The organism is Pseudomonas sp. IT-P2, assembly GCF_949767575.1.
GTDB lineage: Bacteria > Pseudomonadota > Gammaproteobacteria > Pseudomonadales > Pseudomonadaceae > Aquipseudomonas > Aquipseudomonas pharyngis.
Genome location: NZ_CATKQA010000048.1, coordinates 106,489 through 131,693, shown reverse-complemented (window position 1 = coordinate 131,693; position 25,205 = coordinate 106,489). Strand labels below are relative to the sequence as shown.

Annotated in this window: 23 protein-coding genes; 15 read left to right on the top strand and 8 right to left on the bottom strand. The window is 60.9% G+C overall.

Annotated features, from left to right (window positions below; translation table 11 throughout):
- Nucleotides 1–4: 4 nt before the first annotated feature.
- Together tssK and ACM6JM_RS28010 are read right to left on the bottom strand one after the other, a co-directional pair.
- Nucleotides 5–1,336, bottom strand: a complete 1,332-nt coding sequence (gene tssK, locus ACM6JM_RS28015) for a type VI secretion system baseplate subunit TssK (protein ID WP_039767161.1) — start codon at nucleotides 1,334–1,336, stop codon at nucleotides 5–7.
- A gap of 46 nt (nucleotides 1,337–1,382) precedes the next feature.
- Entirely contained in the window at nucleotides 1,383–1,829 is a 447-nt protein-coding gene (locus ACM6JM_RS28010) for a hypothetical protein (RefSeq protein WP_039767163.1), read from the bottom strand.
- A gap of 228 nt (nucleotides 1,830–2,057) precedes the next feature.
- Here ACM6JM_RS28010 and tssB point away from each other — a divergent pair, with 228 nt between their 5' ends.
- From tssB to ACM6JM_RS27950, 12 genes are all read left to right on the top strand, one after another.
- Nucleotides 2,058–2,600: a type VI secretion system contractile sheath small subunit gene (gene tssB / locus ACM6JM_RS28005; RefSeq protein WP_007958861.1), complete on the top strand. Its 543-nt coding sequence runs from the start codon at nucleotides 2,058–2,060 to the stop codon at nucleotides 2,598–2,600.
- 29 nt (nucleotides 2,601–2,629) lie between these two features.
- A complete protein-coding gene (gene tssC, locus ACM6JM_RS28000; protein WP_039767165.1) occupies nucleotides 2,630–4,114 on the top strand; it encodes a type VI secretion system contractile sheath large subunit in 1,485 nt (494 codons plus the stop codon).
- 77 nt (nucleotides 4,115–4,191) lie between these two features.
- Complete coding sequence (locus tag ACM6JM_RS27995; protein WP_025111453.1) at nucleotides 4,192–4,689, top strand: Hcp family type VI secretion system effector; 498 nt, start codon at nucleotides 4,192–4,194, stop codon at nucleotides 4,687–4,689.
- Nucleotides 4,690–4,704: 15 nt separating this feature from the next.
- The gene (gene tssE, locus ACM6JM_RS27990; protein ID WP_074688781.1) at nucleotides 4,705–5,148 is read left to right on the top strand and encodes a type VI secretion system baseplate subunit TssE; all 444 of its coding nucleotides are present in this window, start codon (nucleotides 4,705–4,707) and stop codon (nucleotides 5,146–5,148) included.
- A complete protein-coding gene (gene tssF / locus ACM6JM_RS27985) occupies nucleotides 5,132–6,925 on the top strand; it encodes a type VI secretion system baseplate subunit TssF (protein ID WP_414882826.1) in 1,794 nt (597 codons plus the stop codon). Before tssE ends, tssF begins: the two co-directional genes overlap by 17 nt.
- Nucleotides 6,889–7,914 carry a type VI secretion system baseplate subunit TssG gene (tssG, locus tag ACM6JM_RS27980; protein WP_103385965.1) on the top strand — a complete coding sequence of 342 codons (1,026 nt, stop codon included), beginning with the start codon at nucleotides 6,889–6,891 and terminating at the stop codon, nucleotides 7,912–7,914. Before tssF ends, tssG begins: the two co-directional genes overlap by 37 nt.
- A gap of 1 nt (nucleotide 7,915) precedes the next feature.
- The gene (gene tssH / locus ACM6JM_RS27975) at nucleotides 7,916–10,456 is read left to right on the top strand and encodes a type VI secretion system ATPase TssH (RefSeq protein ID WP_134333890.1); all 2,541 of its coding nucleotides are present in this window, start codon (nucleotides 7,916–7,918) and stop codon (nucleotides 10,454–10,456) included.
- Nucleotides 10,457–10,529: 73 nt separating this feature from the next.
- Nucleotides 10,530–11,501 carry a hypothetical protein gene (locus ACM6JM_RS27970; protein ID WP_074688789.1) on the top strand — a complete coding sequence of 324 codons (972 nt, stop codon included), beginning with the start codon at nucleotides 10,530–10,532 and terminating at the stop codon, nucleotides 11,499–11,501.
- 83 nt (nucleotides 11,502–11,584) lie between these two features.
- Nucleotides 11,585–12,175, top strand: a complete 591-nt coding sequence (locus ACM6JM_RS27965; RefSeq protein WP_074688791.1) for a hypothetical protein — start codon at nucleotides 11,585–11,587, stop codon at nucleotides 12,173–12,175.
- 29 nt (nucleotides 12,176–12,204) lie between these two features.
- Nucleotides 12,205–13,119 carry an endonuclease/exonuclease/phosphatase family protein gene (locus ACM6JM_RS27960; protein ID WP_414882825.1) on the top strand — a complete coding sequence of 305 codons (915 nt, stop codon included), beginning with the start codon at nucleotides 12,205–12,207 and terminating at the stop codon, nucleotides 13,117–13,119.
- Between the two features lie 19 nt (nucleotides 13,120–13,138).
- The gene (gene tssI / locus ACM6JM_RS27955) at nucleotides 13,139–15,148 is read left to right on the top strand and encodes a type VI secretion system tip protein TssI/VgrG (protein ID WP_414882824.1); all 2,010 of its coding nucleotides are present in this window, start codon (nucleotides 13,139–13,141) and stop codon (nucleotides 15,146–15,148) included.
- 12 nt (nucleotides 15,149–15,160) lie between these two features.
- Complete coding sequence (locus ACM6JM_RS27950) at nucleotides 15,161–15,703, top strand: toxin-antitoxin system YwqK family antitoxin (RefSeq protein WP_039767184.1); 543 nt, start codon at nucleotides 15,161–15,163, stop codon at nucleotides 15,701–15,703.
- A gap of 1 nt (nucleotide 15,704) precedes the next feature.
- Here ACM6JM_RS27950 and ACM6JM_RS27945 read toward each other — a convergent pair whose 3' ends face one another.
- Nucleotides 15,705–16,100: a DUF4280 domain-containing protein gene (locus ACM6JM_RS27945; protein ID WP_039767186.1), complete on the bottom strand. Its 396-nt coding sequence runs from the start codon at nucleotides 16,098–16,100 to the stop codon at nucleotides 15,705–15,707.
- Nucleotides 16,101–16,290: 190 nt separating this feature from the next.
- Between ACM6JM_RS27945 and ACM6JM_RS27940 the strand changes: the two genes are divergently transcribed.
- Both ACM6JM_RS27940 and ACM6JM_RS27935 read left to right on the top strand, forming a co-directional pair.
- Nucleotides 16,291–17,358 carry a phosphotransferase family protein gene (locus ACM6JM_RS27940; RefSeq protein ID WP_007958889.1) on the top strand — a complete coding sequence of 356 codons (1,068 nt, stop codon included), beginning with the start codon at nucleotides 16,291–16,293 and terminating at the stop codon, nucleotides 17,356–17,358.
- Between the two features lie 38 nt (nucleotides 17,359–17,396).
- A complete protein-coding gene (locus tag ACM6JM_RS27935; protein WP_064380507.1) occupies nucleotides 17,397–18,164 on the top strand; it encodes an SDR family oxidoreductase in 768 nt (255 codons plus the stop codon).
- Between the two features lie 46 nt (nucleotides 18,165–18,210).
- Here the strand turns inward: ACM6JM_RS27935 and ACM6JM_RS27930 are convergent, their stop codons facing one another.
- The 3 genes from ACM6JM_RS27930 to ACM6JM_RS27920 form a co-directional block, all read right to left on the bottom strand.
- On the bottom strand, nucleotides 18,211–18,807 hold the full coding sequence (locus ACM6JM_RS27930) for a trimeric intracellular cation channel family protein (protein WP_414882823.1): 597 nt from the start codon (nucleotides 18,805–18,807) through the stop codon (nucleotides 18,211–18,213).
- Nucleotides 18,808–19,719: 912 nt separating this feature from the next.
- Complete coding sequence (locus ACM6JM_RS27925; RefSeq protein ID WP_039767197.1) at nucleotides 19,720–19,962, bottom strand: DUF1652 domain-containing protein; 243 nt, start codon at nucleotides 19,960–19,962, stop codon at nucleotides 19,720–19,722.
- Between the two features lie 190 nt (nucleotides 19,963–20,152).
- Nucleotides 20,153–21,643: a PAS domain S-box protein gene (locus tag ACM6JM_RS27920; protein WP_414882822.1), complete on the bottom strand. Its 1,491-nt coding sequence runs from the start codon at nucleotides 21,641–21,643 to the stop codon at nucleotides 20,153–20,155.
- 170 nt (nucleotides 21,644–21,813) lie between these two features.
- On the opposite strand from ACM6JM_RS27920, the gene ACM6JM_RS27915 reads away from it, so the two are divergent.
- Nucleotides 21,814–22,020 carry a hypothetical protein gene (locus ACM6JM_RS27915; protein WP_039767201.1) on the top strand — a complete coding sequence of 69 codons (207 nt, stop codon included), beginning with the start codon at nucleotides 21,814–21,816 and terminating at the stop codon, nucleotides 22,018–22,020.
- 60 nt (nucleotides 22,021–22,080) lie between these two features.
- On the opposite strand, the gene ACM6JM_RS27910 is transcribed toward ACM6JM_RS27915, so the two are convergent.
- Together ACM6JM_RS27910 and ACM6JM_RS27905 are read right to left on the bottom strand one after the other, a co-directional pair.
- Nucleotides 22,081–23,364, bottom strand: a complete 1,284-nt coding sequence (locus tag ACM6JM_RS27910) for a Zn-dependent hydrolase (RefSeq protein WP_039767204.1) — start codon at nucleotides 23,362–23,364, stop codon at nucleotides 22,081–22,083.
- Nucleotides 23,365–23,493: 129 nt separating this feature from the next.
- Nucleotides 23,494–24,978 carry an NCS1 family nucleobase:cation symporter-1 gene (locus tag ACM6JM_RS27905; RefSeq protein WP_074688805.1) on the bottom strand — a complete coding sequence of 495 codons (1,485 nt, stop codon included), beginning with the start codon at nucleotides 24,976–24,978 and terminating at the stop codon, nucleotides 23,494–23,496.
- Nucleotides 24,979–25,205 lie beyond the last annotated feature (227 nt).

Below are 25,205 nucleotides of genomic sequence, written 5' to 3'. Positions count from 1 at the left end.
GTGATCAGGCACGTTCACTGTTCTGGGCGACAAACAACACTACTTGCCACGGACTGCTGGTCAGCCGGGTGGCCGGCGCGGCGATCATCAGCGGCAGTTGCGCATCGAACCAGCTACCTTCGGCGGTCACCACGAACAACCGGGTGTCGTCGCCGACGCTGTAGGCCACCTGCTCGCTGCGGCTCATGGCCTGATGCGTCAGACCGCTCATGCGTTGACGGCTGAGCAAGGTAATGTGCGGAGCCGAGGCGATGATCGCGCCGCGCAGCCATTCGTCGGCCGCCTGCTCGCTGGCGCCGTTGGGCATGCGCAGGCCGATGACCAGACGCTGGCTCGGTTGCTCGTCCGGCAACTGAATGGAAAAACTCTGCTCGCCGCGCTCGAATGCGATGCTGCGGTAACCGGCACGGATCAGTTCCAGGGTATTTTCCAGCCAGTCGAGCAGCGGTTCGTAACCGCGTTGCAATTCGAGGAAATCCAGTGGAGCAAAAGCCGGCACGCCCGCCAGCGGGTCCAGCGCCGACCACGCACCGGCGAGTCCCAGCAGTTGCACATAAATGCTTTGCGGATGAGCGACACGGCTGATCAGCGCCCCTTCCACTTCCGGCAACCGCGCCCACAACGCCGTCATCTGCCGACGGATTTCCAGCGCGTCATCCTGATTGCCGGCCTGTTGCGCCTGGCGCAATCGCCCGCCGAGAAACAGGCACTTCTCCCGCGCCCGCGCGCAGAGCCCGGCCACCCGCCGACCCAATGGGGATTCCGGCAACAGGACCGGTGTCGGCGGCGTATACGGCAATGGCAGGAAACCGCCGCCCTCCTTGCGGATTTTCAGCAGCGGCAGGCAGATCGAATCGGCCTTGTTCAGTTGCGTGCACAGCCGTGGATTGGGACGCCACACCGTGATCGATTCAGGAAATTCACCGCTGGTGAGATCCGGCAATGCCTCGCCGACCACCGATTGCAAACGTCCCTTGAGCGGCAACAACTGGCCGGCGCGCCACAGCGGACTGATCGCCAGATAAACCGTCACCGTCGCATCCTCCGTGGCGTCGATCGCGGCAGCGACGTCCAGCTCCAGCGTCGGGTCGACGCCGACTTGCAGATTGACCGGCAGACCGTCCGGCATCGTCCCCTGTAACGACAGCACCCGCACCACCCCGGCGCTCATCGCCGACGGGTCGAACTCCATGTGGCTGACGCCGAAGAACCACGGATTGCACGACTGAGCCAGATGCGCTCCAAGGGCCTCGGCCCGCAGGCCCTGTAACTGAAAATGCTGGGGCAGCAATTGCATGCCTTCATGCCAGCAGACCGCGTCAGGTAGCAGACTCATACGACTCCCTTCGACTGCACCGCGAACCGGCGGCGGACGGTGTGTTTCAGTTTTCCTTGCTGACCAGGCTCATCTCGCGACTGTCGAACTTGAGCCATGCGTCGCTCTGATCGTCCAGCCGCAGGCGGTGCGCTCCGGGAGTGTTATAGCTGGCGAAGACCAAAAGTCCAGCCGCCCGCTTGCCCCCCAAAGGGAACGGCTGGCGGTCGATGAATTGCCCCGGCACCAGCTCCAGTCCCCACACGCTCATCAGCTGACGATAGTCGCGCTGGTACTGCTCGCGCTCGGCAAACCACTGGCGGGCACTGATGCCCGACAATTGCTTGAGCAGATCCGGATCGTTGACCGCGATGAAATCCACGGCGATCGGGGTGTCGTCATTGGCCTTGGGGGCGACGTCGAGGGTCAGGCTGTCGAGATCGACTTTCGGCCCGAAAAACGAACAACCGGCGAGCAGCGCAAACCCGATTGTTAGAAAAAGTCGTGCAGACAAAATGAATTTTCCTTTTCGCCAGTCAGTCCAAAAAAGTTTTTCGCTTGCATTTTTATAGACCTGTTCTAGCGTCTTGGGTAGTTCGGTTCCTACAGCCGAATGAGGAAGGTTTGTCAAAGGAACGACAGGTCATCTGCCACCCTTTCTAACCTGTGGTCCAGCAAGGGAAAGCGATGAACGGGCCTCCCCGATGCATTGCGCCCGCTCATCGCATCGGAGTCCGCCGACATGGCAGAAAGTACCCAGCACAAGCTCGACCGGGTTCGCCCGCCCCGCGTGCAAATCACCTATGACGTCGAAATCGGTAATGCCATCGAGAAAAAGGAATTGCCGCTGGTGGTCGGCATCCTGGCCGACCTCTCGGGCAAGCCGCTCGAACCCTTGGCAAAACTGACCGAACGCCGTTTCACCGAAATCGACCGCGACAACTTCAACGACGTCCTCGCCTCCATCGCCCCCCGCGCCACGCTGCAAGTCAACAACACCCTCAGCGGCGACGACAGCAAGCTGAACATCGAACTCAACTTCAAGCACATCGACGACTTCGACCCGGTCAAGGTGGTGGAGCAAGTCACGCCGCTGCGGCGCCTGTTCGAAGCCCGCCAGCGCTTGCGCGATCTACTGACCAAACTCGACGGCAATGACGATCTGGACAAGCTGCTGCGCGACGTCATCGCCAACACCGAAGGCTTGCAGGAAATCAAGTCGGCCCGCCCGGACACCGCTGTCCCGGCCGCTGATGCCGAAGCTCCGGCCGAACCGCAAGCCTGATCGTCCACCTGACCGAGGAAGAATTCGCCATGCCCGCCGCCGCCCAGAATCAAGCCAGCGAAAATGCTGCTGCCGAGACTTTATCCCTGCTCGACCGAATCATCGCCGAGGGCCGCATGGCCCATGACGACAGTCAGCAGGATTACGCCCGCGACATGCTCGCGGAATTCGCCACCCAGGTACTCGACGAAGGCATGGCCATCGACAAGGACACTGTGGCGATGATCAACGACCGCATCAGCCAGATCGACGAGCTGATCAGCGCCCAGCTCAACGAAGTGCTGCACCACCCGGACCTGCAAAAGCTCGAAGCGTCCTGGCGTGGCCTGCACATGCTGGTACAGAACACCGAAACCAGCACCCGGCTGAAACTGCGCCTGCTCAACGTGACCCAGAAAGAGCTGCAGAACGACCTGGAAAAAGCCGTCGAGTTCGACCAGAGCGCGCTGTTCAAAAAGATCTATGAAGAGGAGTACGGCACCTTCGGTGGCCACCCGTTCAGTCTGCTGGTGGGTGACTACACCTTCGGCCGTCACCCGCAGGACATCGGCCTGCTGGAGAAACTGTCGAACGTCGCCGCCGCTGCCCACGCGCCGTTCATTGCCGCCGCCAGCCCGCGCCTGTTCGACATGAACAGCTTCACCGAACTGGCCGTTCCGCGTGACCTGTCGAAAGTGTTCGAGAGCCAGGAGCTGATCAAGTGGCGCTCGTTCCGCGAAAGCGAAGACTCACGCTACGTCTCTCTCGTGCTGCCACACTTCCTGCTGCGCCTGCCTTACGGCCCGGACACCTCGCCGGTGGAAGGCATCAACTACGTCGAAGACACCAACGGCACCGACCACAGCAAATACCTGTGGGGCAACGCCGCATGGGCGCTGTCGCAACGCATCACCGAGGCCTTTGCCAAATACGGCTGGTGCGCGGCGATCCGTGGCGCTGAAGGTGGTGGCGCAGTCGAAGGCCTGCCGGCGCATACCTTCCGCACCAGCTCCGGTGATCTGTCGCTCAAATGCCCGACCGAAGTGGCGATCACCGACCGCCGCGAGAAGGAACTCAACGACCTCGGTTTCATCGCTCTGTGCCACAAGAAGAACAGCGACATCGCGGTATTTTTCGGCGGCCAGACCACCAACAAATCCAAGGTCTACAACACCAACGAGGCCAACGCCAACGCACGCATTTCGGCGATGTTGCCATACGTGCTCGCGGCATCGCGTTTCGCCCACTACCTGAAGGTGATCATGCGCGACAAGGTCGGCAGTTTCATGACCCGCGACAACGTCCAGACCTATCTCAACAACTGGATCGCCGACTACGTACTGATCAACGACAACGCACCGCAAGAGATCAAGGCGCAATACCCGTTGCGTGAAGCGCGGGTGGACGTCACCGAAGTCGCCGGCAAGCCCGGTGCCTATCGCGCAACGGTGTTCCTGCGGCCGCACTTTCAGCTTGAAGAGCTGACCGCATCGATCCGTCTGGTCGCGACCCTGCCGCCTCCGGTAGCAGCCTGACCTGTCTGCGCCCGCAGGATTTTCCTGCGGGCGCTCCCCCGTTTGCCTGGCACGACACCTTTCAGGAGTTTCAAGCGATGGATGCAATCATTCTCGACCTCGGCGGCGACATCAAAGGCGACAGCCTGCTCGAGGGCTACAAGGACAAGATCGAAGTCATGTCCTACAGCCACAACGTGGCGATGCAGGTGACCAACGACGTCAGCAACTCGGAGCGCACCTCCGGCCGGCCGCACATCGGTGAATTTACCCTGACCAAATTCATTGACAGTTCGACCCCCTCGCTCAACGAGTATTGCTGCGCCGGCAAGCCGATCCCGGAAGCCAAGATCACCATCGGTCGCAACGCCGCCGAAGGCAGCGGGCAGATCATGCCGTTCATCATCTACACCTTGACCAACGTGGTGATCTCAAACGTCAGCGTCAGTGGCGGCACCGGTGGCAAACCGGTGGAGACGCTTTCCCTGAACTTCACCAAAATCAAATGGGAACTCACCGCGCAAAAGGACGACGGCACCAAGGAAGGCACCGCCGGCACGGTCTGGGACCTGGCGGCGAACAAGGCCAGCAAGTAACCGGACGCAACGGCCATGGCAGGCACGGGCATTCTCCCGCCGCTGTTCGAACGCATCGCGTCCAGCGAGACGGACGTCGTGCAGGTGTTCGATCGCCAGGACCTGCTCGATTCGGTGCACACCGAACTGGCGCGCCTGTTCAACACTCGCCGTGGCCCGCGCACCCTGACCTCCCCGCCCAGCGTCATCGATTACGGCATCGCCGACTGGAGCGCCCTGCAACAACAGCGCAGCGATGACCGTCGTCGGCTGGCGCGGGACATTCGCGAAGCCGTCACCCATTTCGAACCGCGTCTGCTGCTCGGCGAGGTTCAGGTCAATCCCCTGCCCGAGCATCCGCAGCGCCTGAGCATTCGCCTGCTCGGCGAGTTGCGCAGCGGCTCGCAGCACTGGCCGGTGGCCTTTGTCATCGAGCCCGGCAATGAAGGGCTGGAGGTGCGCCATGAGCGACTCGATTGACCCGCAACTACTTGACTACTACCAGCGCGAACTGACCTGGCTGCGACACGCCGGCGGACAGTTTGCCGAGCGTTATCCGAAAGTCGCGCGACGTCTGGAATTGTCTCCCGGCGAATGCCCGGACCCGCATGTCGAACGATTGCTGGAAGGTTTCGCCCTGCTCGCCGCACGTCTGCAACGGCGGCTGGATGACGACTACGCCGAGTTCAGCGACGCATTGCTCGAACAGCTTTATCCCTTGGCCATGCGCCCGCTGCCGTCCTGCGCCATCGTCCAGTTCGAGCCGGATCCGAGCAAGGGCAACCTCGACGGCGGCTATCCCCTGCCCCGGGACACGCCGCTGTTCGTCACCACCAGCAAGGGCGAAAGCATTCACTTTCGCACCAGCGCCGCTGTGCGGTTGTGGCCGGTCGAAATCAGCGAAGCCTTGTTGCTCGGCAGCGATGAAGCGCAGGCGCTGACTGGCGTTGCGCAGTCCCGCTCGGCGCTGCGCCTGAGCCTGCGTTGTCTCGGCGACAGCCAGTGGTCGGAGCTTGGCATCGACCACTTGCGCATTCACCTGGCCGCGTCACCGGTGGTCAACGCCAGCCTTTATGACTTGCTCGGCGCCCACGCGGTGCAAGTGTTGGCCGGCTCGCCCGGGAGCACTCCTGCCAGCGTGAAAGGACTGCCGAAGATCGTCGGTTTCGCCGACGACGAGGTGCTGCTGCCGGACGAAGACGGCGTGCATCCAGGTATGCGCCTGCTGGCCGAGTACTTCGCGTTCCCGGACAAATTCCACTTCTTTGATCTGCCACTGTCCGGCGTGTCGAGTGACAGCCAGACGCTGTATCTGTACATCGTTTTTGATCGTGCCCCGGCCGGCCGCTTGCACTTGCAGGCCAGCGATATCGCGCTGGGTTGCGCACCGGTGATCAACCTGTTTCCGCGCACTTCGGAGCCGCTGCGCCCGGACGGCACCCGCAGCGAATACCGACTGATCGCCGACAGCCACCGGGAAAACAGCGTCGAAATCCACAGCATTCGTAGCATCCGCGCCAGTTCCGCCAGCGGTGTGCAACGGCTGCCGGCGTATTACGGCAGCCAGCACAGCAGCGGTGACCGGCAACGTTACTGGCATGCGCGACGGGTCAACGGGCAGACGCCGAACCGGCTCGGCAGCGATCTTCTGGTCAGCATCGTCGACACCCGTTTCGAACCGCAGACCGACCTGCCCGATTACAGCCTGACCGCCGAACTGCTGTGCACCAACCGGCATCTGGCCCAGAGCCTGCCCGCCGGTACGCCGCTGGGTTTCGAACGGCCGGGCCCGGTGGCGTGGGCACGTCTGCGCAATCCGCCGAGTCCGCAAAGTCTGCCGCGGCTGGACGGTGATTCGCGCTGGCGGCTGGTGTCGCAACTGACCCTCAATCATCTGTCGCTGGTCGAAGGGCCGCAGGCGCTGGATGCGCTGAAGGAAATCCTGACCCTGCACAACCTGCGCGATGAGGCCAGCGCCCTGCGCCAGATTGAAGGTCTGCTGAGCCTCGGTTGTGAACGAGTGATCGGACATGTCGGCGCCGATGCCTGGCGCGGCTGGCGCAACGGGCTTGAAGTGCAATTGCAGCTTGATCCACAGCATTTCGTCGGCAGCAGCGCGGTGTTGTTCTCGGCGGTGCTCGCGCAGTTCTTTTCGGTGTACGCAACGGCCAATCGCTTTGTGCGCACGGTGCTCATGCAGGCAGACAAGGAGGTCAAGGCATGGCAACCCCAAGCCGGCATGCCCCTGTCGCTCTGACCCTGAGCCAGCGCCTGCGCCGTGATCCGCAGGCGTTCGAATGGTTGCAGGCGTTGCTGTTGCTGGAGCGCGAACAACCCCAGGCCGACTCCCTTGGTACGGGTACATCGCCACAGGCCGAAGCGCTGAAATTGCGCGGGCCGCTGACGCCGTTGTTCGCCGCCAGCCAGATCGAAAGCCTGGAGGAAAACCCCGGTGAACCGCTGACCCTGAACTCGCCGATGTTCGGCCTCGGCGGCCCCGACGGCCCGCTGCCTTACGCCTATCAGGAATGGCTGCAACAACGGGCACGAGCCAAGGATCATGCGCCCGCCGAGTTCCTCGACCTGTTCCAGCATCGGTTGCTGAGTCTGCTGTACAAGGTGATGCGCAAACACCGGATCGCCCTCGGTTTCACCACGCCCGGCGCTTCGCCGGTGCAGGCGCAACTGCGGGCGCTGACCGGGTTATTGCCCAAATCCCTGCAAGAGCGCCAGGCGATTCCCGACTGCGCCGTTCTGGCATGCACCGCGTTGTACGCCGATGGCCGCCGGTCATTGGCGGGGTTCGCGGCGATTGTCCGTGAGCAGTTTACCGTGGCGGTGGAACTGAGCGCTTATGAAGGGGCGTGGCGTGAGATTCCACGCGCCAGCCGCAGCGTCATGAAGGCCGGCGGACGCAATCTGCAACTCGGCCGCAGCGCTGTCGCCGGTACTCGGGTGTGGGATGAACACGCCGGGATTCGCCTGACGCTCGGGCCATTGTCTTCGGCGCAGGCCGGACGTTTTCTACCGGACGGCGAGACGCATCCGGCACTGGCGAGCCTCGCTGCGCTGTATTTCGGCCCGGATCTGGACGTGAAACTGGTGCTGCTGGTGCGCGGTGCGGGGCCACTGCAACTCGGCCGACAAACCCCGGCCCTGTTGAGCTGGAACGGTGGCCTGCAACGGCAGACCAGCCTGGCCGTACAACGGATCGAAACCCGCCTGCGTCAGCTGGAGATCACCTGAAATGGAACTGGCCAGCCTGATCGGACGCCTCAACCCGGACAACCGCCGCGCCCTCGAACGTGCCGCGCAACGATGCTTGCAGCGCGGGCATCACTTTGTCGAGATCGAGCATCTGTTGCTGGAGTTGCTGGATATCGAGGGCGGCGATTTTGCGTTTCTGCTGCCGCGTTTTGGCTTGGAACGGGATGCGCTGACGGCGGAAATCAACAAGGCGCTGGACCTGTTCAAGGCTGGCAGCACCCGCACACCAGCGCTGTCTTCGCACACCCTGGGATTGCTGGAAGACGCCGTGGTACAGGCCAGTGTGTTGGGGATCGACAGCATTCGTTCCGGGCTGCTTTTATTGGCGTTGATCGACCGTGACGAGCGCCGCAGTTTGCTGCTCAACAGCGCGTCGTCATTGCTGCGAATTCCGAAAGAAGCCCTGCGCGCGAATCTGCTGGAGTGGACAGAAAACTCCCGCGAGCACGTTGGCCCGCGCTCTGTATCTTCGGGGAGTTCAACGCCACGGCAAGACTCGGTGCTCGATCAATACACCCAGGACCTGACTGCCGACGCCCATGCCGGGCGCATCGACCCGATCGTCGGTCGCGATGGTGAAATTCGCCAGTGCATCGACATTCTGCTGAGGCGCCGGCAGAACAACCCGATTCTGGTCGGGGCACCGGGCGTAGGTAAAACCGCCGTGGTCGAAGGTCTGGCGCTGCGCATCGCCGCCGGGGATGTGCCACCGTCGTTGCAGGACGTCAGTTTGCGGGTGCTCGATCTCGGTCTGTTGCAGGCCGGGGCCGGGGTCAAAGGCGAATTCGAACAGCGGCTCAAAGGTGTGATCGACGCGGTTCGCAGCGCCGACAAGCCGATCATCCTGTTCATCGACGAGGCCCACACGTTGATCGGCGCTGGCGGTGCCGAAGGCGGCAGCGACGCGGCCAACTTGCTCAAACCCGCGCTGGCCCGAGGTGAATTGCGCACGCTGGCCGCCACGACCTGGATGGAATACAAAAAATATTTCGAGAAAGACCCGGCCCTCGCCCGCCGTTTTCAACTGGTGCAGGTGGAAGAACCGGACGAAATCACCGCCGTGGAAATGCTCCGTGGCGTCGCCGCCAAACTCGAACAGCACCACGGCGTGCAAGTGCTGGATGCGGCAATCCACGAAGCGGTGAAACTCTCCCATCGCTACATCTCCGGTCGGCAGTTGCCCGACAAGGCCATCAGCGTCCTCGATACCGCGTGCGCCCGGGTCGCCCTCGGCCAGCACGACGTGCCGCCACCGCTGGAGAGCCTGCGCCATCGTCAGCAAAGCCTCAAAGAAGAAGTCGAACGTCTGCGCCGGGAACAGGCCACGGGGCTCGATCACCGCGAGCGCATTACCCTGCTGGAAAGTGAATCGAAGACCAACGTCCAGGCCATCCGCGAACTGGAAACCCGTTGGGGCGAAGAGCGCGTCGCCGTGCGCGAACTGCTCGACACTCGCCGCGAGTTGCTGGCATTGAGCGAAAGCGCCGACAGCGACAAGCCCGACGAAGCCATCGACAGTCGCATCGACCACCTTGCCGCCGAACTGCTGCGCCTGGAAGCCGGACTCGATGCGATCCGTCAGGACGATCCGCTGGTGCCCGAGCAGGTCGACGGCAAAACCGTCGCCGCCGTGATCGCCGGCTGGACCGGCATCCCCGTCGGCAAAATGCTCGCCGACGAAGCCCATGCCGTGCGCACCCTCGGCACACGCATGGGCCAGCGAGTGATGGGCCAGAGCACTGCGCTCAATACCATCGCCCAACGATTGCAGGCCTATCGTGCGGGGCTCACCGATCCGCAGAAACCGGTCGGTGTGTTCCTGCTGGTCGGCCCCACGGGCGTTGGCAAAACCGAAACCGCGTATGCGCTGGCCGACGCGTTGTATGGCGGCGAACGCAATCTGATCAGCATCAATCTTTCCGAGTACCAGGAAGCCCACACCGTCAGCCAGCTCAAGGGCGCCCCGCCCGGTTATGTTGGTTATGGAAGTGGCGGCGTGCTCACCGAAGCCGTGCGGCGCAAGCCGTATTCGGTGGTGTTGCTGGATGAAATCGAGAAGGCGCACCCGGATGTGCTGGAAGCGTTTTACAACGTGTTCGACAAGGGCTTGATGGAAGACGGGACCGGGTTGGTAGTGGATTTCAAGAACACCGTGATGCTCGCCACCAGCAATGTCGGCGCTGAGTTATTGCTCGATACACCGACTGCACAACTCGGCTCGGAAGCGTTCAACGAAGCACTGCACAAAGTCCTCCTGCAAGCCTTCCGCCCGGCGTTTCTGGCGCGCATGACGGTGGTCGCCTATCGACCACTGGATGAGCAGACGCTGGAAGGGATTGTGCTGGCGAAGCTGGAAAAACTGCGGGGCCGTTACAAGGCGGCTACCGGCAAGCAGTTCGAGTTTGATTCGGGAATCGTCAAAGCCGTGCTCGCCAAATGCAGCGCGGCAGGCGCGCGGGATGTCGAGAATGTGTTGATGACGCAGGTGACAGGGAAATTGGCGGAGTGGGTGTTGGAGTAGGGAAACGCTATTAGCCAGTCACAGCATTGCAGGCACAGGTTTTTACTGATGTCAGAGAGAAGGCGACACGCGCATGGAGCTTAGCAACCAATACGATCTGGCCAAGATTTCAATCATTCTGGGCTCGCTCGCCAGCGGGCAAAACTGGGTCACCCATGCTTATGAGCAATCCAGGGCTTTTGATATCCAGGAAGTGCAGTGCGCGTTCTTTCAGGGTGAGGAGCGTCTTTTTATTGCAGCAAACCCACGTGAGCACACGGGTGTCCTCAATATGCTCAATCGTTGCGGCGTCACCAATCTCAGCAGCCTGATGCAACTCTTGTATAAAGCGCACAAGATTTTCAGTGCACCGAGTGTGACCTTGCACTCGCTGGGTATGGCGTACTTTTACTCGGCCCAGGATCGAGACGGCTACAGTGCCGTCCACGCCGTCAATGCATCATTCAACCCCGCCCCCCTGACCGCAGAACAAACGACCAAGATCAAAAAAATTGTCGATATTGAAACAAAGCTGCCAAAAGACATCGAGGCTCCGCATGCCTGGCTGTATAAAAAACTGGCGGGCAAAAGCATTGATCCCAAGAAACTGAACACCACCACCGGCAGCCTTCACCTTGTGACTTCGTTAGCCAGCATCGGTACACAAACCGTCAACGTGATCGAAAACAATGAAGAGAACGTTCACGCTGAATTGGCGCTGCTCAAGTTTTTTACGAAGGGCATGGTCGAGGGTCATTTTTCAAAGAGCAAAATCTTCCTCGGTGGCAAAAAAGCCGCCTGTGAGAATTGCCAGAAATGGATTGATAACTACAAGAGGATTCTCGTGAACGGCGCCTCACTTCATACCCCGGAAGATGCCCGTCCATCGACTACCGCGACCGATTCCACCTGCCCTTCAGAGTTCATACCAGCCCTCGTGGCGCCTGGACTGTGCAAAGTCGACACCGCTAATCCTCGTTTCAATCTGCTGTTTAGCGGCAACAGAGTCGATGCAGTCACCTGGCCGGCGCCCGTTGTCACCGTGCCCGTGGCCGTCGAGGTGTAACGGTCGACGGAAAATTAACGGTTTTTCCCCTCCAGCAGTGCAGTGACTGCTATCTCATGTTCAACGAGTGCGAAGGAGTGCGTATGTACCGGACTGTTCTATATCGAGGCACCACTGAACTATGGGAGCAGGCTGTTATTGAAGCCAGCCTGCCGCCGATCAATGCCCCGATTGCCGTAGGCAGCTATCTGCAGAAGGTAAAGATCATCAAACCCAACCTGGAAAACGAAATACGCACCCGGATCGCGCAAAAACCTTGTTCTACATTGCGCAGCGGCAAGGAAATCATCCTCGGAAATGTTCCTGTCCCGTTAAATCAATTGAACGCCCAGCAGATCAATCAAGAGATTGTTGCTCGGGTGGGTGTGGAAACGGCTTTCGGTACGCCCAATTACTACAGTCATTTTGTGCCGTGCGGGACTTACTCCGGTATTTCCGAGAATTTCGGTCACGGCGGTTACTACCGGTTCGAGATTCAGGGAAAGATTTACGGCCCCACCCTGCAAGACATCGAAGAATACGTCGCCGAACGCCATACGCTGCCTTCCTATGTCATCCCGTTGTTTCGGGGCGGCAGTAACGAAGTGCTTGCCTATACCGGAAGCCTGATTACTTCGGTGGTTTTGATGCGCGGCAGCGATGTGTATCGAACGGTTCTGAACTCACTCGATTAGTCGTAAAGAGCTTGCAGAAGGAGCGTTGCATGTACTCGATCATGATCTGGAATACGCAGCACTTCGATAATCAGCGGGCCAAGCTTTCCAGCGCGTATTCGGATAAAAAGCAGTTTCTGGACTATTTCATTCAGCAAAAGAAGCCAGACATTATTGCTCTGTTTGAAGTGGGCAAAACCGGATCGATCAATGAAAGTCTGGTCAGCGACTTGATGGGCAGCTACTCCCTCGCCTCAGTGCTCGCGCAGGAAGGAGGCAAGAAGAAACACACCACTCTCGGTTCCATGGTGCTGATTCGCGATGCCATCGCCAAAGAGTTCGACGATGTCACCGAGCGTTACATTCTGTCGGACACCGAGCAACGCGCACCGCTGATCATTCGTCACAAAGCTTCAAGTTATGGTTTTGCGTTCTATCACGCCAACGCGTCCTACATGGCACCCGGCAACATTCTCGACACCATCGGTTTCATCGAAAGCAACGCCGATAACCTGGGTATCAAACAGTTGCTGTTTTTTGGCGGCGATCTGAACGTGAATGCCGTCGAAGGGCCCGAGACAATGCTCGGCATGAGCAGATTACTGCCCAAAGGTGCCGGCTATACCCATTTGAGCGTACGTAATGTCACCTTGCAGCGGGCGACCAACGAACTGCGCCTGCGCCAGGAATTCGGGCAGGACATGCACCATACGCCGCATTCCTATCTCGACCACTACATGAACATGGAAGCCATCGAGCGTTGCGAAATACTGCCCATCCTGCTGATGCTCGACTACGCCTATGTTCATGCCCCACACGCTTGGGAGGCAAGCTGCGACGGTAGCGTTCAAATCGAAAGCGACATGGATGGAAACACCGTCAGCATCGCGCCGCGCTGCCTGGGCCAGGCCATTCGCAGCGACCATTTCCCGGTGCTGTTCACGCTCAAGGCTACACTCGAATAACTCTCGTAAAGGTCGTTCAATGCCCCGTTCCACCGACAGCAACACTACGCTCTCCCTCACCGCCACCTCGCTGTCGGCGCTTTACCCTGATTCGCTGTCCAGCGACGAAGCGCTGAACGTTCTGGGCTCGCAAACCCTCAACGGCCTCAACGACGGCACCACTCTCACCCTGACCACCGCCATCGCCACCCACGTCACCACCACCCTGCACAACGACGCCCAATTGCGCCCGTTCGATGCCTTGGTCGCTGAAATTCGCCAACTGCCTGCCGATGCCACCGCCGAGCGCTATCAGTTGGTTTTAAGACCGTGGCTCTGGTGGCTGACCCTGGCCAGCAACAACCGCGTATTCCAGAACCTCGCCACTTCAGACATCGTCACGACGATTTTCAAGGCCCACGGCTTTACCGACTTCAAGCTGTCGCTGACCGGCAGCTACACCCCACGCGAATACTGCGTGCAATACGGCGAGACCGATTTCGCCTTCGTCTCGCGGCTGCTGGAGGAGGAAGGCATCTTCTGGTTTTTCACCCACGACGAGGGTAAGCACACGCTGGTGCTGGGTGATAGCAACGATGCATTCGTGCAGATCCCCAACGGCCCGAAGGTCAAGTATCTGGGTCAACAAATGGGTGAGCGTGAGTTGCACGGCATCCGCTCAGGCCAGGTGTGTCTGCAAGCGGTGGCCGGCGTGTACAAGGCAACGGATTACGAATTCACCACGCCGACCACTTCGCTATACGGGCAGGCCGAAGCCGTGGCCGGGCCGCGTTCGATCTATGAACATCCCGGCGGTTACAACGCCAAGGCTCGGGGCGATGCGTTGACCAAGCAGCGGGTCGACGGTTTGCGCAGTGAAGAGAAACGTTTCGTCGGCGAAAGCGACTGCCGCTGGCTGATTCCGGGTCACTGGTTCACCCTCGACGGCCACGAAGATGCGACCCTGAACATCGATTGGGTCATCACTCGGGTGACCCACGACGCCAGCCACGAAAGCTATCGCAATCGCTTCGAAGCGATCCCCAAGGCCACGCCATTTCGTCCGCAACGCCTCACACCAAAACCGCGCATGCATCCACAAACCGCCGTCGTGGTCGGCAAGTCCGGCGAAGAAATCTGGACCGACGAATACGGTCGGATCAAGTTGCAGTTCCCCTGGGATCGCGACGGCAAGAACGATGAAACCAGTTCCTGCTGGGTGCGCGTGGTGCTGCCCTGGAGCGGCAAGGGTTTCGGCATGCAGTTTGTGCCGCGCATCGGTCAGGAAGTCATCGTGACCTTCATCGACGGCGACCCGGACCGGCCGCTGGTCACCGGTTGCGTGTACAACGGCGACAACGCCCTGCCCTATGCCTTGCCGGCGAACCAGACCCAGTCCGGGATCAAGACTCAATCTTCAAAGGGTGGCGGCGGGTTCAACGAGCTGCGTTTCGAGGACAAGAAAGACGCCGAAGAAGTGTTCCTGCAAGCGCAGAAAGATCTGAAGATCAACGTGCTCAACGACACCACCGCCACCGTCGGCCATGACGAAACCCTCACGGTACAGAACGCCCGCACCCGCACGGTCAAGGACGGCGATGAAACCGTAACGCTGGAGAAAGGCAAACGCAGCGTGACCATCCAGACCGGCAGCGACAGCCTCGATGTGAAGGACAGCCGCACCGTGAAGGTCGGCGCCGACCAGAACCACAGCACCGGCGGCAATTACACCGACAAAGTCACCGGCGATTACAGCCTGACGGTGGACGGCAACCTGACGATCAAGGTCAGCGGCACCCTCACCCTGCAAAGTGGCGGCAGCTTCACGATCAAGAGCGGCGCGGATCTGGCGACTTCGGCCAGCACCTCGATCACCCAGAAGGCCGGCACCGCCATGACCAATCAGGCCGGTACCTCGCTGGACAACAAGGCCGGGACGACGCTGACCAACGACGCCGGTATCAGCCTGACCAACAAGGGCGCGGCTTCACAGACCGTGGACGGCGGCGGCATGCTGACCATCAAGGGCGGACTGGTACAGGTCAACTGACAAGGAGAAGCCATGGCAATCACACTGCTGGACCTGCAGCAGGACGACAAACACCTCAAGGGGCGTCTGCAGGACGGCCAGCTCGACGGCCCGTTGAATATCAAGGATGACGGTCGCCCGCAGGCAGATCTGAATTACAGCCAGGGCGAATTGCAGGGCACGTCCCTGCTCTACCACCCCAACGGCAAGGTCTCGGCGCAGATGCCGTTCGTGCGCGACAAGCTGCAAGGCATCGCCAGTTTCTACGCACCCGAGGGCTGGTTACAGCGCAAGGCCACCTACCGCCACGGGCTGTTGCATGGCGAGGCATTCAACTACTTTCCCGACGGGAAAGTAGCGGAGGCCGAGTTCTATCGCGATGGCGTGCGTGAGGGGCGCTATCAACGGTTTCATCCCAATGGCAACCCGGCGGTGGATGCGCGCTATCTGAATGGACAGTTGATGGAACCGGAACAAGGATTTGCCGAGGACGGGCGGCCGCTGGATGCCGATGGCAAGCCGATTTCCCGGGTGCGCTGGTGGTTGCGCAAGTGGACGGATCCACAGCAAGCCTGAATCAGGGAATCAACATCTGCATCTGCCCCGGCATCACGATCTTGATCACCCCCGCCCAGTTGCATATCAATGTGCTGTTGGCATCGATCGCCGGCATCCCGCCCAGCAGCAACGTCGGAGGGCCGCCGGGAATCCACGGCGTGGCGGTAGCGGGAATGCATGGCATCGGCGTCAACACGCCCAATGCCGCAGCCGTGGCAGCGGCGACCATCGGGTTGGCCATGCTCATGCACATGCCGAAGGTGGTGACGTTGACCAGCGGAATATGATCCATGATGTTCGCCGCCGGCATCCCGCCGGTGAGCGTGCGGTTGACCGGCAGCACGTTGAGCACCGCCGGTGCGGCGCCGAAACTGCATTGCAGGGTGGCGCTGGCACAGACTTGCGGGCAGCCCATTTCAAAGCTCCTTTGTGAACAAGGCATCTGCGCTAAACCTTAGTCGCCAGCGGCCTGCCGCGCACATTCCCAAAGGTGATTATCGTCCAACACGCTAACCTATAAGACCGAACCGCGCTTGTGACCGCCCGAGCGCGCCATTAGATTAGCCAATGATGTCTGGCCTCCAAAATAAGCAGAAGGGATAAGCATGGCGCTTACTGACCAGTCCACCCGTATCCGCTCTGGCGAAGAACTCGATGCCAGCCTGATCGATCCGTACCTCAAGGCGCATATTCCGGGCCTGACCGGCACACCGCAGATCAGCCAGTTTCCCGGCGGCGCGTCGAACCTGACCTACCTGCTGGAATACCCGGACCAGGAATTCGTCCTGCGCCGTCCGCCGTTCGGCCACAAGGCCAAGTCCGCCCACGACATGGGCCGCGAATTCCGCATCCTCAACCAGTTGCGCGACGGTTTCCCGTATTGCCCGAAAGCCTACGTGCACTGCACCGACGATTCGGTGATCGGCGCCGAGTTCTATGTGATGGAACGGGTCAAGGGGATCATTCTGCGCTCGGACCTGCCGCCGGAGCTGGGGCTGGATTCGGCGAAAACCGAAGCCCTGTGCAAGAGCTTCATCGACCGTTTCGTCGAGCTGCACCGGGTCGATTACAACGCCTGCGGCCTGGGCGACCTGGGCAAACCCGAAGGCTATGTCGCCCGCCAGATCAAAGGCTGGAGCGAGCGTTACGAAAAAGCCCTGACCCCGGACGCACCGCACTGGGAACAGGTCAAAGCCTGGCTCAACGACAAGATGCCGGCCGACCACCCGACCTCCAGCATCGTCCACAACGACTACCGCTTCGACAACGTCATCCTCGACCCGAACAACCCGATGCAGATCATCGGCGTGCTCGACTGGGAACTCACCACCCTCGGCGATCCGCTGATGGACCTGGGCAACACCCTCGCCTACTGGATCCAGGCCGACGACCCGGCACCGGTGCAACTGATGCGCCGCCAGCCGAGCCACGCGCCGGGCATGCTGACGCGCCGCGAATTCGTCGACTATTACGCCGAACGCTCGGGCATCCAGATCGACAATTTCGACTTCTACTACACCTACGGCCTGTTCCGCCTGGCCGGCATCGTGCAGCAGATCTACTACCGCTTCTTCCATGGCCAGACCCAGGACAAACGCTTCGCGCAGTTCATTCACATGAACAAACTGCTGGAGCAGATGAGCCTGCAGGTCATTGCCAAATCCAGCCTCTGATGACGGCGTTATAACAAGGCTTACTACAAGGGAATCCCATGTCCAAGACTCAGTTGTTCGACCTCGACGGCAAGATCGCTTTCGTCTCCGGCGCCAGCCGTGGCATCGGTGAAGCCATCGCCAAACTGCTGGCCCAGCAAGGCGCACATGTGATCGTTTCGAGCCGCAAACTCGAAGGCTGCCAGCACGTGGCCGACGCCATCATCGCCGCCGGCGGCAAGGCCACTGCGATCGCCTGCCACATCGGCGAAATGGAGCAGATCAGCCAGGTCTTCGCCGGAATCAAGGAACAGTTCGGCCGGCTGGACATCCTGGTCAACAACGCCGCGACCAACCCGCAGTTCTGCAACGTGCTGGACACCGACCTTGGCGCCTTCCAGAAAACTGTCGACGTGAACATCCGCGGCTACTTCTTCATGTCGGTGGAAGCCGGCAAGCTGATGCGCGAAAACGGCGGCGGCAGCATCATCAACGTGGCCTCGATCAACGGCATTTCGCCGGGGATCTTCCAGGGCATCTACTCGGTGACCAAGGCCGCCGTGATCAACATGACCAAAGTCTTCGCCAAGGAATGCGCGCAGTTCGGCATCCGCTGCAACGCCCTGCTGCCGGGCCTGACCGACACCAAATTCGCCTCGGCCCTGGTGAAAAACGACGCGATCCTGAAACAGGCCCTGACGCAGATCCCACTCAAGCGCGTAGCCGACCCAAGCGAAATGGCCGGCGCCGTGCTGTACCTGGCAAGCGACGCTTCGAGCTATACCACTGGCGTATCGCTGAACGTGGACGGCGGATTCCTGTCCTGAGCCGCTTCTGACGCAAAAGAAAAGGGCAGCCCGAGGGCTGCCCTCTTCATGCCTCCAGAACCTTCGGCAACTGCCAGCCGAAATGCACCGACAACAACCGCAACAACAGACACGCCGCCCCGGCCAGCAATGCAGCCGCCACCGGTGGCACACCCAGCCTGCGCCCGACGATCAACACTGCCGCCCCGACAAACGCCGAGCTGGCATACAGATCCGCCTGCAACACCACCGGCACCCGCGCCAGCACAATGTCACGCAGCACCCCGCCACCGACCCCGGTAATCGTGCCCATCAACATGGCCACAAACGGCGAGATCCCGAAATTCAACGCCTTCTGCGCCCCGGCCACGGCAAACAGCGCCAATCCCGCCCCATCCAGCACGATCAGGGTCGAACCGGACCAGCCCAGCACCCGCTCATGAAAAACAAACGCCACCCCGCCCATGGCAAATGCGAGCGCCGGATAGCGCCAGTCCGCCACAGCCTTGGGCGGCGTGGCACCGATCAACAGATCACGGGTCACCCCGCCACCGAGCGCGACAATGAACGCAATCACCATCACCCCAAGCAGATCTAGCTGACTGCGCATCGCCGCAATCGCGCCTTCCACGGCGAAGACTGCGGTGCCAACCAGATCGGCCACCAGCACAATCCACTCGACCCGCGCCTTTAACGGCGCCCGGCTTATTGAGTGACGCAACGGGTCTTGGTGATGTGTCGAGTCACTTGCCCGTCGGCATAGGCATCACCGGCGACCTCGGTATTTTCCATGACCTGACAAGTGCGCTCAGGTGGCGGGGGCGGCGCTGCCGGCGGAGGGGGTGGAGGACTGGCACAACCACTGAGCAGCACCAGACCGAAAGCCGACAACAACGAAGCACACACGCGTTTCCCAGGATTGTTCATAGGATGACCCGCGATGAATGGAAGAAAACTCCCGTCGCCGAGCAGGACAACGCCCGGCTATGGAAACCGAACCACTCATTCCTTATAGACCAGTGGGGGGTGAGTGCCAGTTAAATGGCTCGAACTGGCAGGATTTGCTGTCGATTTTCGGAATGAGTCGACTGATCCATCGCCACCGCCGACAAGCCATCACTCACAGGTGAAAGTCGGATTGGGACGCAGAGCGTCCCGGGCTGCATTCCCACGCGGAGCGTGGGAACGATCAAACAAGTCGGCTTAGCGCTCTTCACCACTCACCACGATGAGCGTTAGCTCGAGCACCGCTTTTGATCGCAGGGCCCGTCGGCAGGCTGAGTGGAGGGATTGATCCGGGGGGTGGGAGCGCAGCGACCGTTTGGCGAAGCCAAACACATCGAGAGGAGGTGCAGCGAAGCAAACCGGAGGCGATGCCCCCGGATCAATCCCGGAGCGAAGGAACCCCGAGCCTTAGCGAGGGGCCGTACGTCAGGGTTAGAGACCTTTTGGTTACTTTTGGGGCGTTTGCCAAAAGTGACCCGCCGTAAGGGCGGAACCCCAAGAAGCCGTTACCGCAGCAACGGATATTCACCCAAACCGAACAAGAACCTGGTCGGCCCAGAGGCCGCCAAGTTCACCCCGGCGTTCGCAACGAATTACTCTCAAGCTCATACCGCAACTCATCAACCAAAGCATCCACCGCCTCCGAAGTACGCAAGGCATCCAGACTCAACCCACTAATCACCAGATCAACCTGACCGGACGCCGGGTGATACAACTTCACCGTAAGCGAATGATCCCCATCCACCACACACTCACAAGCCAACGGCGAAAAACTACGCTCAAGTTGCGCCCGCAACTGCGTCAGATAAATCATTGCGCCAGCTCCGAAAATCGACGCAACACGCCAGGTTCAATGACAAACAACACATTCATGGTCTGATCCAATAACAACGACGGAAGGGACACGATCACGAACGAAACCCGCATCGCACCCCACCAGCCTAAGAACAGCCTGCCTTGTCAGACACCCGAATTTGCACCCCATGAACTAGTGCATTTGCACCTTACCGCTGCCCCCGGCTGCTCCCCGAGAACAACCCCCGTTCGCGGGCCCAGACAATCGCCTCGCTGCGGCTGTGCACATCCAGCTTGGAATAAACCGTCGCCACATGATTGCGCACTGTATTCGGCGCCAGTTTCAACCGTGCAGCAATTTCCTTGTCCGCCAGCCCCTCGCAGATCAGCCCCAGAACATCGCGCTCGCGGGCGGTGAGATCGGTGAACGAAACGCTGGGCAACTGCGGCGAGTTGATCTTCTTCACATTGGCCAGCTTTTCGATCAGCGTGCGGCTGAACCACGACGCATCCTTCATCACCTCTTCAATCGCTGCCACCAGTTCAAGCTCAGTGTGCTTGCGCTCGGTGATGTCCATCAGCACCAGCAGATAGCACACTGTGTTCTGGATGTTGACGGTGTCAGCGGACACCGCGCACTCCAGCACTTCGGCGTTTTTCTTGCGGATTCGCATATCGGCGCGATCGACCCGGCCGGTCTTCTCCAGCGCCGCCAGCAACCGGGCGCGCTCAGCCTGTTCATCGATGAAGTCCAGTTGCGCGACGGTCTTGCCGAGCACGTCGTCGCTGTCGTAAGCCAAGGTATCGAGGAAGGCCTGGTTGACATCGATCAGCCGCTGCTCGTCGGCACTGCAAATCAGGATCGGCACCGGCGTCAGGCGAAAGGCCTTGGCGAACCGCTCCTCACTCTGGCGCAGGGCGACCTCGGCCTTGTGCCGTGGCTCCATGTCGACGAACGAAAACAGCATGCAGTCTTCGTCGTTGAGCACCAACGGCTGGCCGGCGACGATAACCTGTTTGCTGCCACCGTCCGGCAGACGCAGTTCGGCCTGCATCTGCGGAATGGTCGCGACATCACGCAGGCGCTGGATCGCCAGGTCCTTGCGCTCGGCCCGTTCGAGAATGTCCAGCTCATAGGTCGAGGCGCCGATCACCTGATCGCGGGTGTAGCCGGTCATTTCCAGAAACCCCGGATTGACCTTGATATAACGCAGATCGCTGAGGCGGCAGATCACCGCCGGCGCCGGGTTGGCATTAAAGGTTTTTTCGAAGCGCTGCTCGGCGTTGGCCCAATCGGTGACGTCGCTCATGATCAGCACCAGCGACTCGACCTCGCCATCGCGATCGGTCAGCACCATGCTCCGCACACTGTGTACCCAGGTGCGTTCCTCGTCACTGCACGGGGAGACTTCGACCAGCACGTCGCTGAAGGTTTCGCCGGCGGCCACCCGGCAGATCGGGTACTGCTCCGGTGCCAGCGCGTGGTTGTTGCGATACCGCAGATTGAAGCGCTCGGCATATTCCCCGGCGTTGTTGCCCAACTCGCCGATGCGGCTGACACCATGCATCGCCAGCGCCGCCTCGTTGGCCCAGAGAATCGTCTGGTCGATCTCCAACAGAATCACCCCGTCGGACAGCCCGGCAATGATTTGCTGCAACTGACGGCGATTGGTTTCGGTGGTCAGGACGTCCCGGCTCATTGATTCTCCACAAGTTCGCGCATGTGAAATTTACGACCGCGGACGGTTGTGATCGTGCCAACCACGATTGAGCGTTGACTATTCGCGCCTCGCGGCTTTCTCGTCTAACGTTAGTACCTCGACGGATTGTGTCCGCGCCTGCGGCCGGGCATCTGATCAAGGAGAGACAAATGACGAGCGACCGTATTACCGAACGGACCTATCGCACGTGGTCCACACCCATTCTGTTGGAGCTGAAAAAGCGCGAACACCAGATGGACCCGGCAGAGCGGCAGGCACTGGAAAACGTGATGATCGAAAGAAGGCTGTTGAACATCGGCAGCCCGGATGGCAAGGAACGGCGCAAGGCAGAGCTGAGCCACAAAAGAACAACTTGAGCCGGGTGTCTGTGGCGATCTGCCAGATCGCCACAGTCTCTTGACTACCCAGCCCTGGCTTTACGCCGCGCGTTGCTTGCCCGCCACCGCCGCCGAAGCCGCCAGCATCGCCCGCAGCAACACCGCACACCCGGCCGCCAGATCGTCCGGCGCGGCGTTTTCGATTTCGTTGTGGCTGATGCCGCCTTCGCACGGCACGAAGATCATCCCGGCCGGGCCCAGTTCGGCGAGGAAAATCGCGTCGTGGCCGGCGCCGCTGACAATGTCCATGTGCGACAGGCCCAGACCTTTGGCGGCGCCGCGCACGGCTTCGACGCAGCCTTTTTCGAAGTACAGCGGCGGGAAGTCGGCGGTCGGGGTCAGTTCATAGGTCAGGCCGTGTTCTTCGCAGGTCGCTTCGATGACTTGCTTGACCTCGGCGATCATCGAGTCGAGGCGTGCCGGTTCCAGATGCCGGAAGTCGAGGGTCATGCGTACTTCGCCGGGGATGACGTTGCGCGAGCCGGGATAGGCTTGCAGGCAACCGACGGTCCCGCACGCGTGGGGTTGGTGGCCGAGGGCAGCGCGATTGACCGCGCCGACGATCACCGAGGCGCCAACCAGTGCATCCTTGCGCAGGTGCATCGGGGTCGGGCCGGCGTGGGCTTCGACGCCGCGCAGTTTCAGGTCGAACCACTTCTGCCCCAGTGCGCCGAGTACTACGCCGATGGTTTTCTGTTCGTCCTCCAGGATCGGGCCTTGCTCGATATGTGCTTCGAAATAGGCGCCGACCTTATGCCCGCTGACCTTGCGCGTCCCGGCGTAGCCGATGGCGTTCAGTGCTTCGCCGACCGTGACGCCGTCGGCATCGACCTTGGCCAGGGTTTCTTCGAGGGTGAATTTTTCCGCAAACACGCCGGAGCCCATCATGCACGGGGCGAAGCGCGAGCCTTCTTCGTTGGTCCAGACCACCACTTCCAGCGGTGCCTCGGTTTCCACGCCGAGGTCGTTGAGGGTGCGCAGAACCTCGACCCCGGCGAGCACACCGAAGCAACCATCGAACTTGCCGCCGGTGGGCTGGGTGTCGATGTGGCTGCCGGTCATCACCGGTGGCAGGTTCGGGTTACGCCCGGGGCGACGGGCGAAGATGTTGCCGACTTCATCGACCGTGACGTTGCAACCGGCGTCCTTGCACCACTGCACGAACAGGTCGCGGGCCTGGCGGTCGAGGTCGGTCAGGGCCAGGCGACAGACCCCGCCCTTGACCGTGGCGCCGAGCTTGGCCAGTTCCATGAGCGACGCCCACAAGCGGTCGCGGTTGATGTGCTGATGGGTCGATTGCAGAACGTCTACGGCTGCGTTCATGGGGATCTCCTCAGGCAGTTGGTTCCCACGCTCTGCGTGGGAATTCATCCATGGACGCTCTGCGTCCGCTGTGGGGACGCGGAGCGTCCCGGGCTGCATTCCCACGCGGAACGTGGGAACGATCATCTGCTACACCGGTGATTTCACGACCGAAGGCGTCGCACGCATCGCGCACAACCCGTAATAGATCAACCCACCCAGCGCCGAGCCGGTGAACCAGCCGTAGCTGTAGAACCAGCTGAATGCGCTGCTGCCCAGCGACAGCAGGGTCAGCACCACCGGCACGCCGAAGGCGATGAACCCGGCCCAGTTCCACGCCGGATACACGTCGTCGCGGTACAGGCCGGCCAGGTCCAGTTGCTGTTTCTTGATCAGGAAATAGTCCACCACCATGATCCCGGCGATCGGCCCGAGCAGGCTGGAATAGCCCAGCAGCCAGTTCGAATACACCGTTTCCAGGCTGACATCGGAGACGATCAACCCAAGCTTTTTCAGCAATTCATGGCCCATCAGCGCCAGACCAACGAACCCGGTGAGGATCACCGCTTTGGTGCGGTTGATCACCTTGGGCGCGATGTTCTGGAAGTCGTTGGTTGGCGAAACGATATTGGCGGCGGTGTTGGTCGACAGCGTCGCGATGATGATCAATGCCATGGCCACCGCGACCCACACCGGGCTCTGGATATGGCCGATCAGCGTCACCGGATCGGAGACGCTGACGCCCACCAGTTTCACCGAAGCGGCGGTCATCACCACGCCCAGCGCGGCGAACAGGAACATGGTCAGCGGCAGGCCGAAAATCTGCCCGAGGATCTGATCCTTCTGGCTGCGGGCATAACGGCTGAAGTCAGGAATGTTCAGCGACAACGTGGCCCAGAAACCGACCATCGCCGTCAGCCCGGCGGCGAAGTAGCTGACCACGCTCGCGCCTTCGGGACGCTTCGGCGGGATCGCCAGCAATTCAGTCATCGACACATTGGGCATGGCCCACACCAGCAACCCGATGCCGACCGCCACCAGCAGCGGCGCCGACAGGGTTTCCAGCCATTTGATCGACTCGGCGCCGCGGATCACCACCCACAGGTTGAGCGCCCAGAAGACCATGAAACCGATCACCTCCCCCGTCCCGCCGAGGGATTTCCAGCCGTCGAACACCGACCCGAGAAACAGGTGAATCGCCAGCCCGCCGAACATGGTCTGAATGCCGAACCAGCCGCACGCCACCAGCGCCCGGATCAGGCACGGCACGTTGGAGCCGAGAATCCCGAACGACGATCGCAGCAGCACCGGAAACGGAATCCCGTACTTGGTGCCGGGAAACGCATTGAGCGTGAGGGGAATCAGGACGATGACGTTGGCAAACAGAATCGCCAGCAAGGCTTCGCCGACGGTGAGGCCGAAATACGCGGTGAGCACACCACCGAGGGTGTAGGTCGGCACGCAGATCGACATGCCGACCCACAGCGCAGTGATGTGCCATTTGTTCCAGGTTCGTTCGCGCACCTTGGTCGGTGCCATGTCGTGGTTGTAACGGGGACTGTCGAGGACGTCGCTGCCGGCTTCGAGTTCGAACAAGCCGTCGCGCTCGGTCACTTGCGATCTGTTCTGTTGCATGGCCGCTCCACTGTTCTTCTGATTATTTTTTTGCTCATCAGGCGGCTGCACACGCAGGTGCGAGCCGGACGATGGCCGGAGGAACTGACAACTTTCATGCACCGGCCATGGTGTCAGCGGCGGCATCAATAAACGTGCCGGGGGAACCGCTTGGCGCTGGGGCCGTGCTTCGATCTTTTTGTAACTGACTGATGTTTATCAGTTTTAATTATTCACCTTGTGAGGCC

Bases quoted from the DNA above. Each gene is read 5' to 3' on its own strand.
- tssK (WP_039767161.1), bottom strand. From the start codon at position 1,336: ATGAGTCTGCTACCTGACGCGGTCTGCTGGCATGAAGGCATGCAATTG.
- tssB (WP_007958861.1), top strand. From the start codon at position 2,058: ATGGCAGAAAGTACCCAGCACAAGCTCGACCGGGTTCGCCCGCCCCGC.
- tssC (WP_039767165.1), top strand. From the start codon at position 2,630: ATGCCCGCCGCCGCCCAGAATCAAGCCAGCGAAAATGCTGCTGCCGAG.
- ACM6JM_RS27995 (WP_025111453.1), top strand. From the start codon at position 4,192: ATGGATGCAATCATTCTCGACCTCGGCGGCGACATCAAAGGCGACAGC.
- tssE (WP_074688781.1), top strand. From the start codon at position 4,705: ATGGCAGGCACGGGCATTCTCCCGCCGCTGTTCGAACGCATCGCGTCC.
- tssF (WP_414882826.1), top strand. From the start codon at position 5,132: ATGAGCGACTCGATTGACCCGCAACTACTTGACTACTACCAGCGCGAA.
- tssG (WP_103385965.1), top strand. From the start codon at position 6,889: ATGGCAACCCCAAGCCGGCATGCCCCTGTCGCTCTGACCCTGAGCCAG.
- tssH (WP_134333890.1), top strand. From the start codon at position 7,916: ATGGAACTGGCCAGCCTGATCGGACGCCTCAACCCGGACAACCGCCGC.
- ACM6JM_RS27970 (WP_074688789.1), top strand. From the start codon at position 10,530: ATGGAGCTTAGCAACCAATACGATCTGGCCAAGATTTCAATCATTCTG.
- ACM6JM_RS27965 (WP_074688791.1), top strand. From the start codon at position 11,585: ATGTACCGGACTGTTCTATATCGAGGCACCACTGAACTATGGGAGCAG.
- ACM6JM_RS27960 (WP_414882825.1), top strand. From the start codon at position 12,205: ATGTACTCGATCATGATCTGGAATACGCAGCACTTCGATAATCAGCGG.
- tssI (WP_414882824.1), top strand. From the start codon at position 13,139: ATGCCCCGTTCCACCGACAGCAACACTACGCTCTCCCTCACCGCCACC.
- ACM6JM_RS27950 (WP_039767184.1), top strand. From the start codon at position 15,161: ATGGCAATCACACTGCTGGACCTGCAGCAGGACGACAAACACCTCAAG.
- ACM6JM_RS27945 (WP_039767186.1), bottom strand. From the start codon at position 16,100: ATGGGCTGCCCGCAAGTCTGTGCCAGCGCCACCCTGCAATGCAGTTTC.
- ACM6JM_RS27940 (WP_007958889.1), top strand. From the start codon at position 16,291: ATGGCGCTTACTGACCAGTCCACCCGTATCCGCTCTGGCGAAGAACTC.
- ACM6JM_RS27935 (WP_064380507.1), top strand. From the start codon at position 17,397: ATGTCCAAGACTCAGTTGTTCGACCTCGACGGCAAGATCGCTTTCGTC.
- ACM6JM_RS27925 (WP_039767197.1), bottom strand. From the start codon at position 19,962: ATGATTTATCTGACGCAGTTGCGGGCGCAACTTGAGCGTAGTTTTTCG.
- ACM6JM_RS27920 (WP_414882822.1), bottom strand. From the start codon at position 21,643: ATGAGCCGGGACGTCCTGACCACCGAAACCAATCGCCGTCAGTTGCAG.
- ACM6JM_RS27915 (WP_039767201.1), top strand. From the start codon at position 21,814: ATGACGAGCGACCGTATTACCGAACGGACCTATCGCACGTGGTCCACA.
- ACM6JM_RS27910 (WP_039767204.1), bottom strand. From the start codon at position 23,364: ATGAACGCAGCCGTAGACGTTCTGCAATCGACCCATCAGCACATCAAC.
- ACM6JM_RS27905 (WP_074688805.1), bottom strand. From the start codon at position 24,978: ATGCAACAGAACAGATCGCAAGTGACCGAGCGCGACGGCTTGTTCGAA.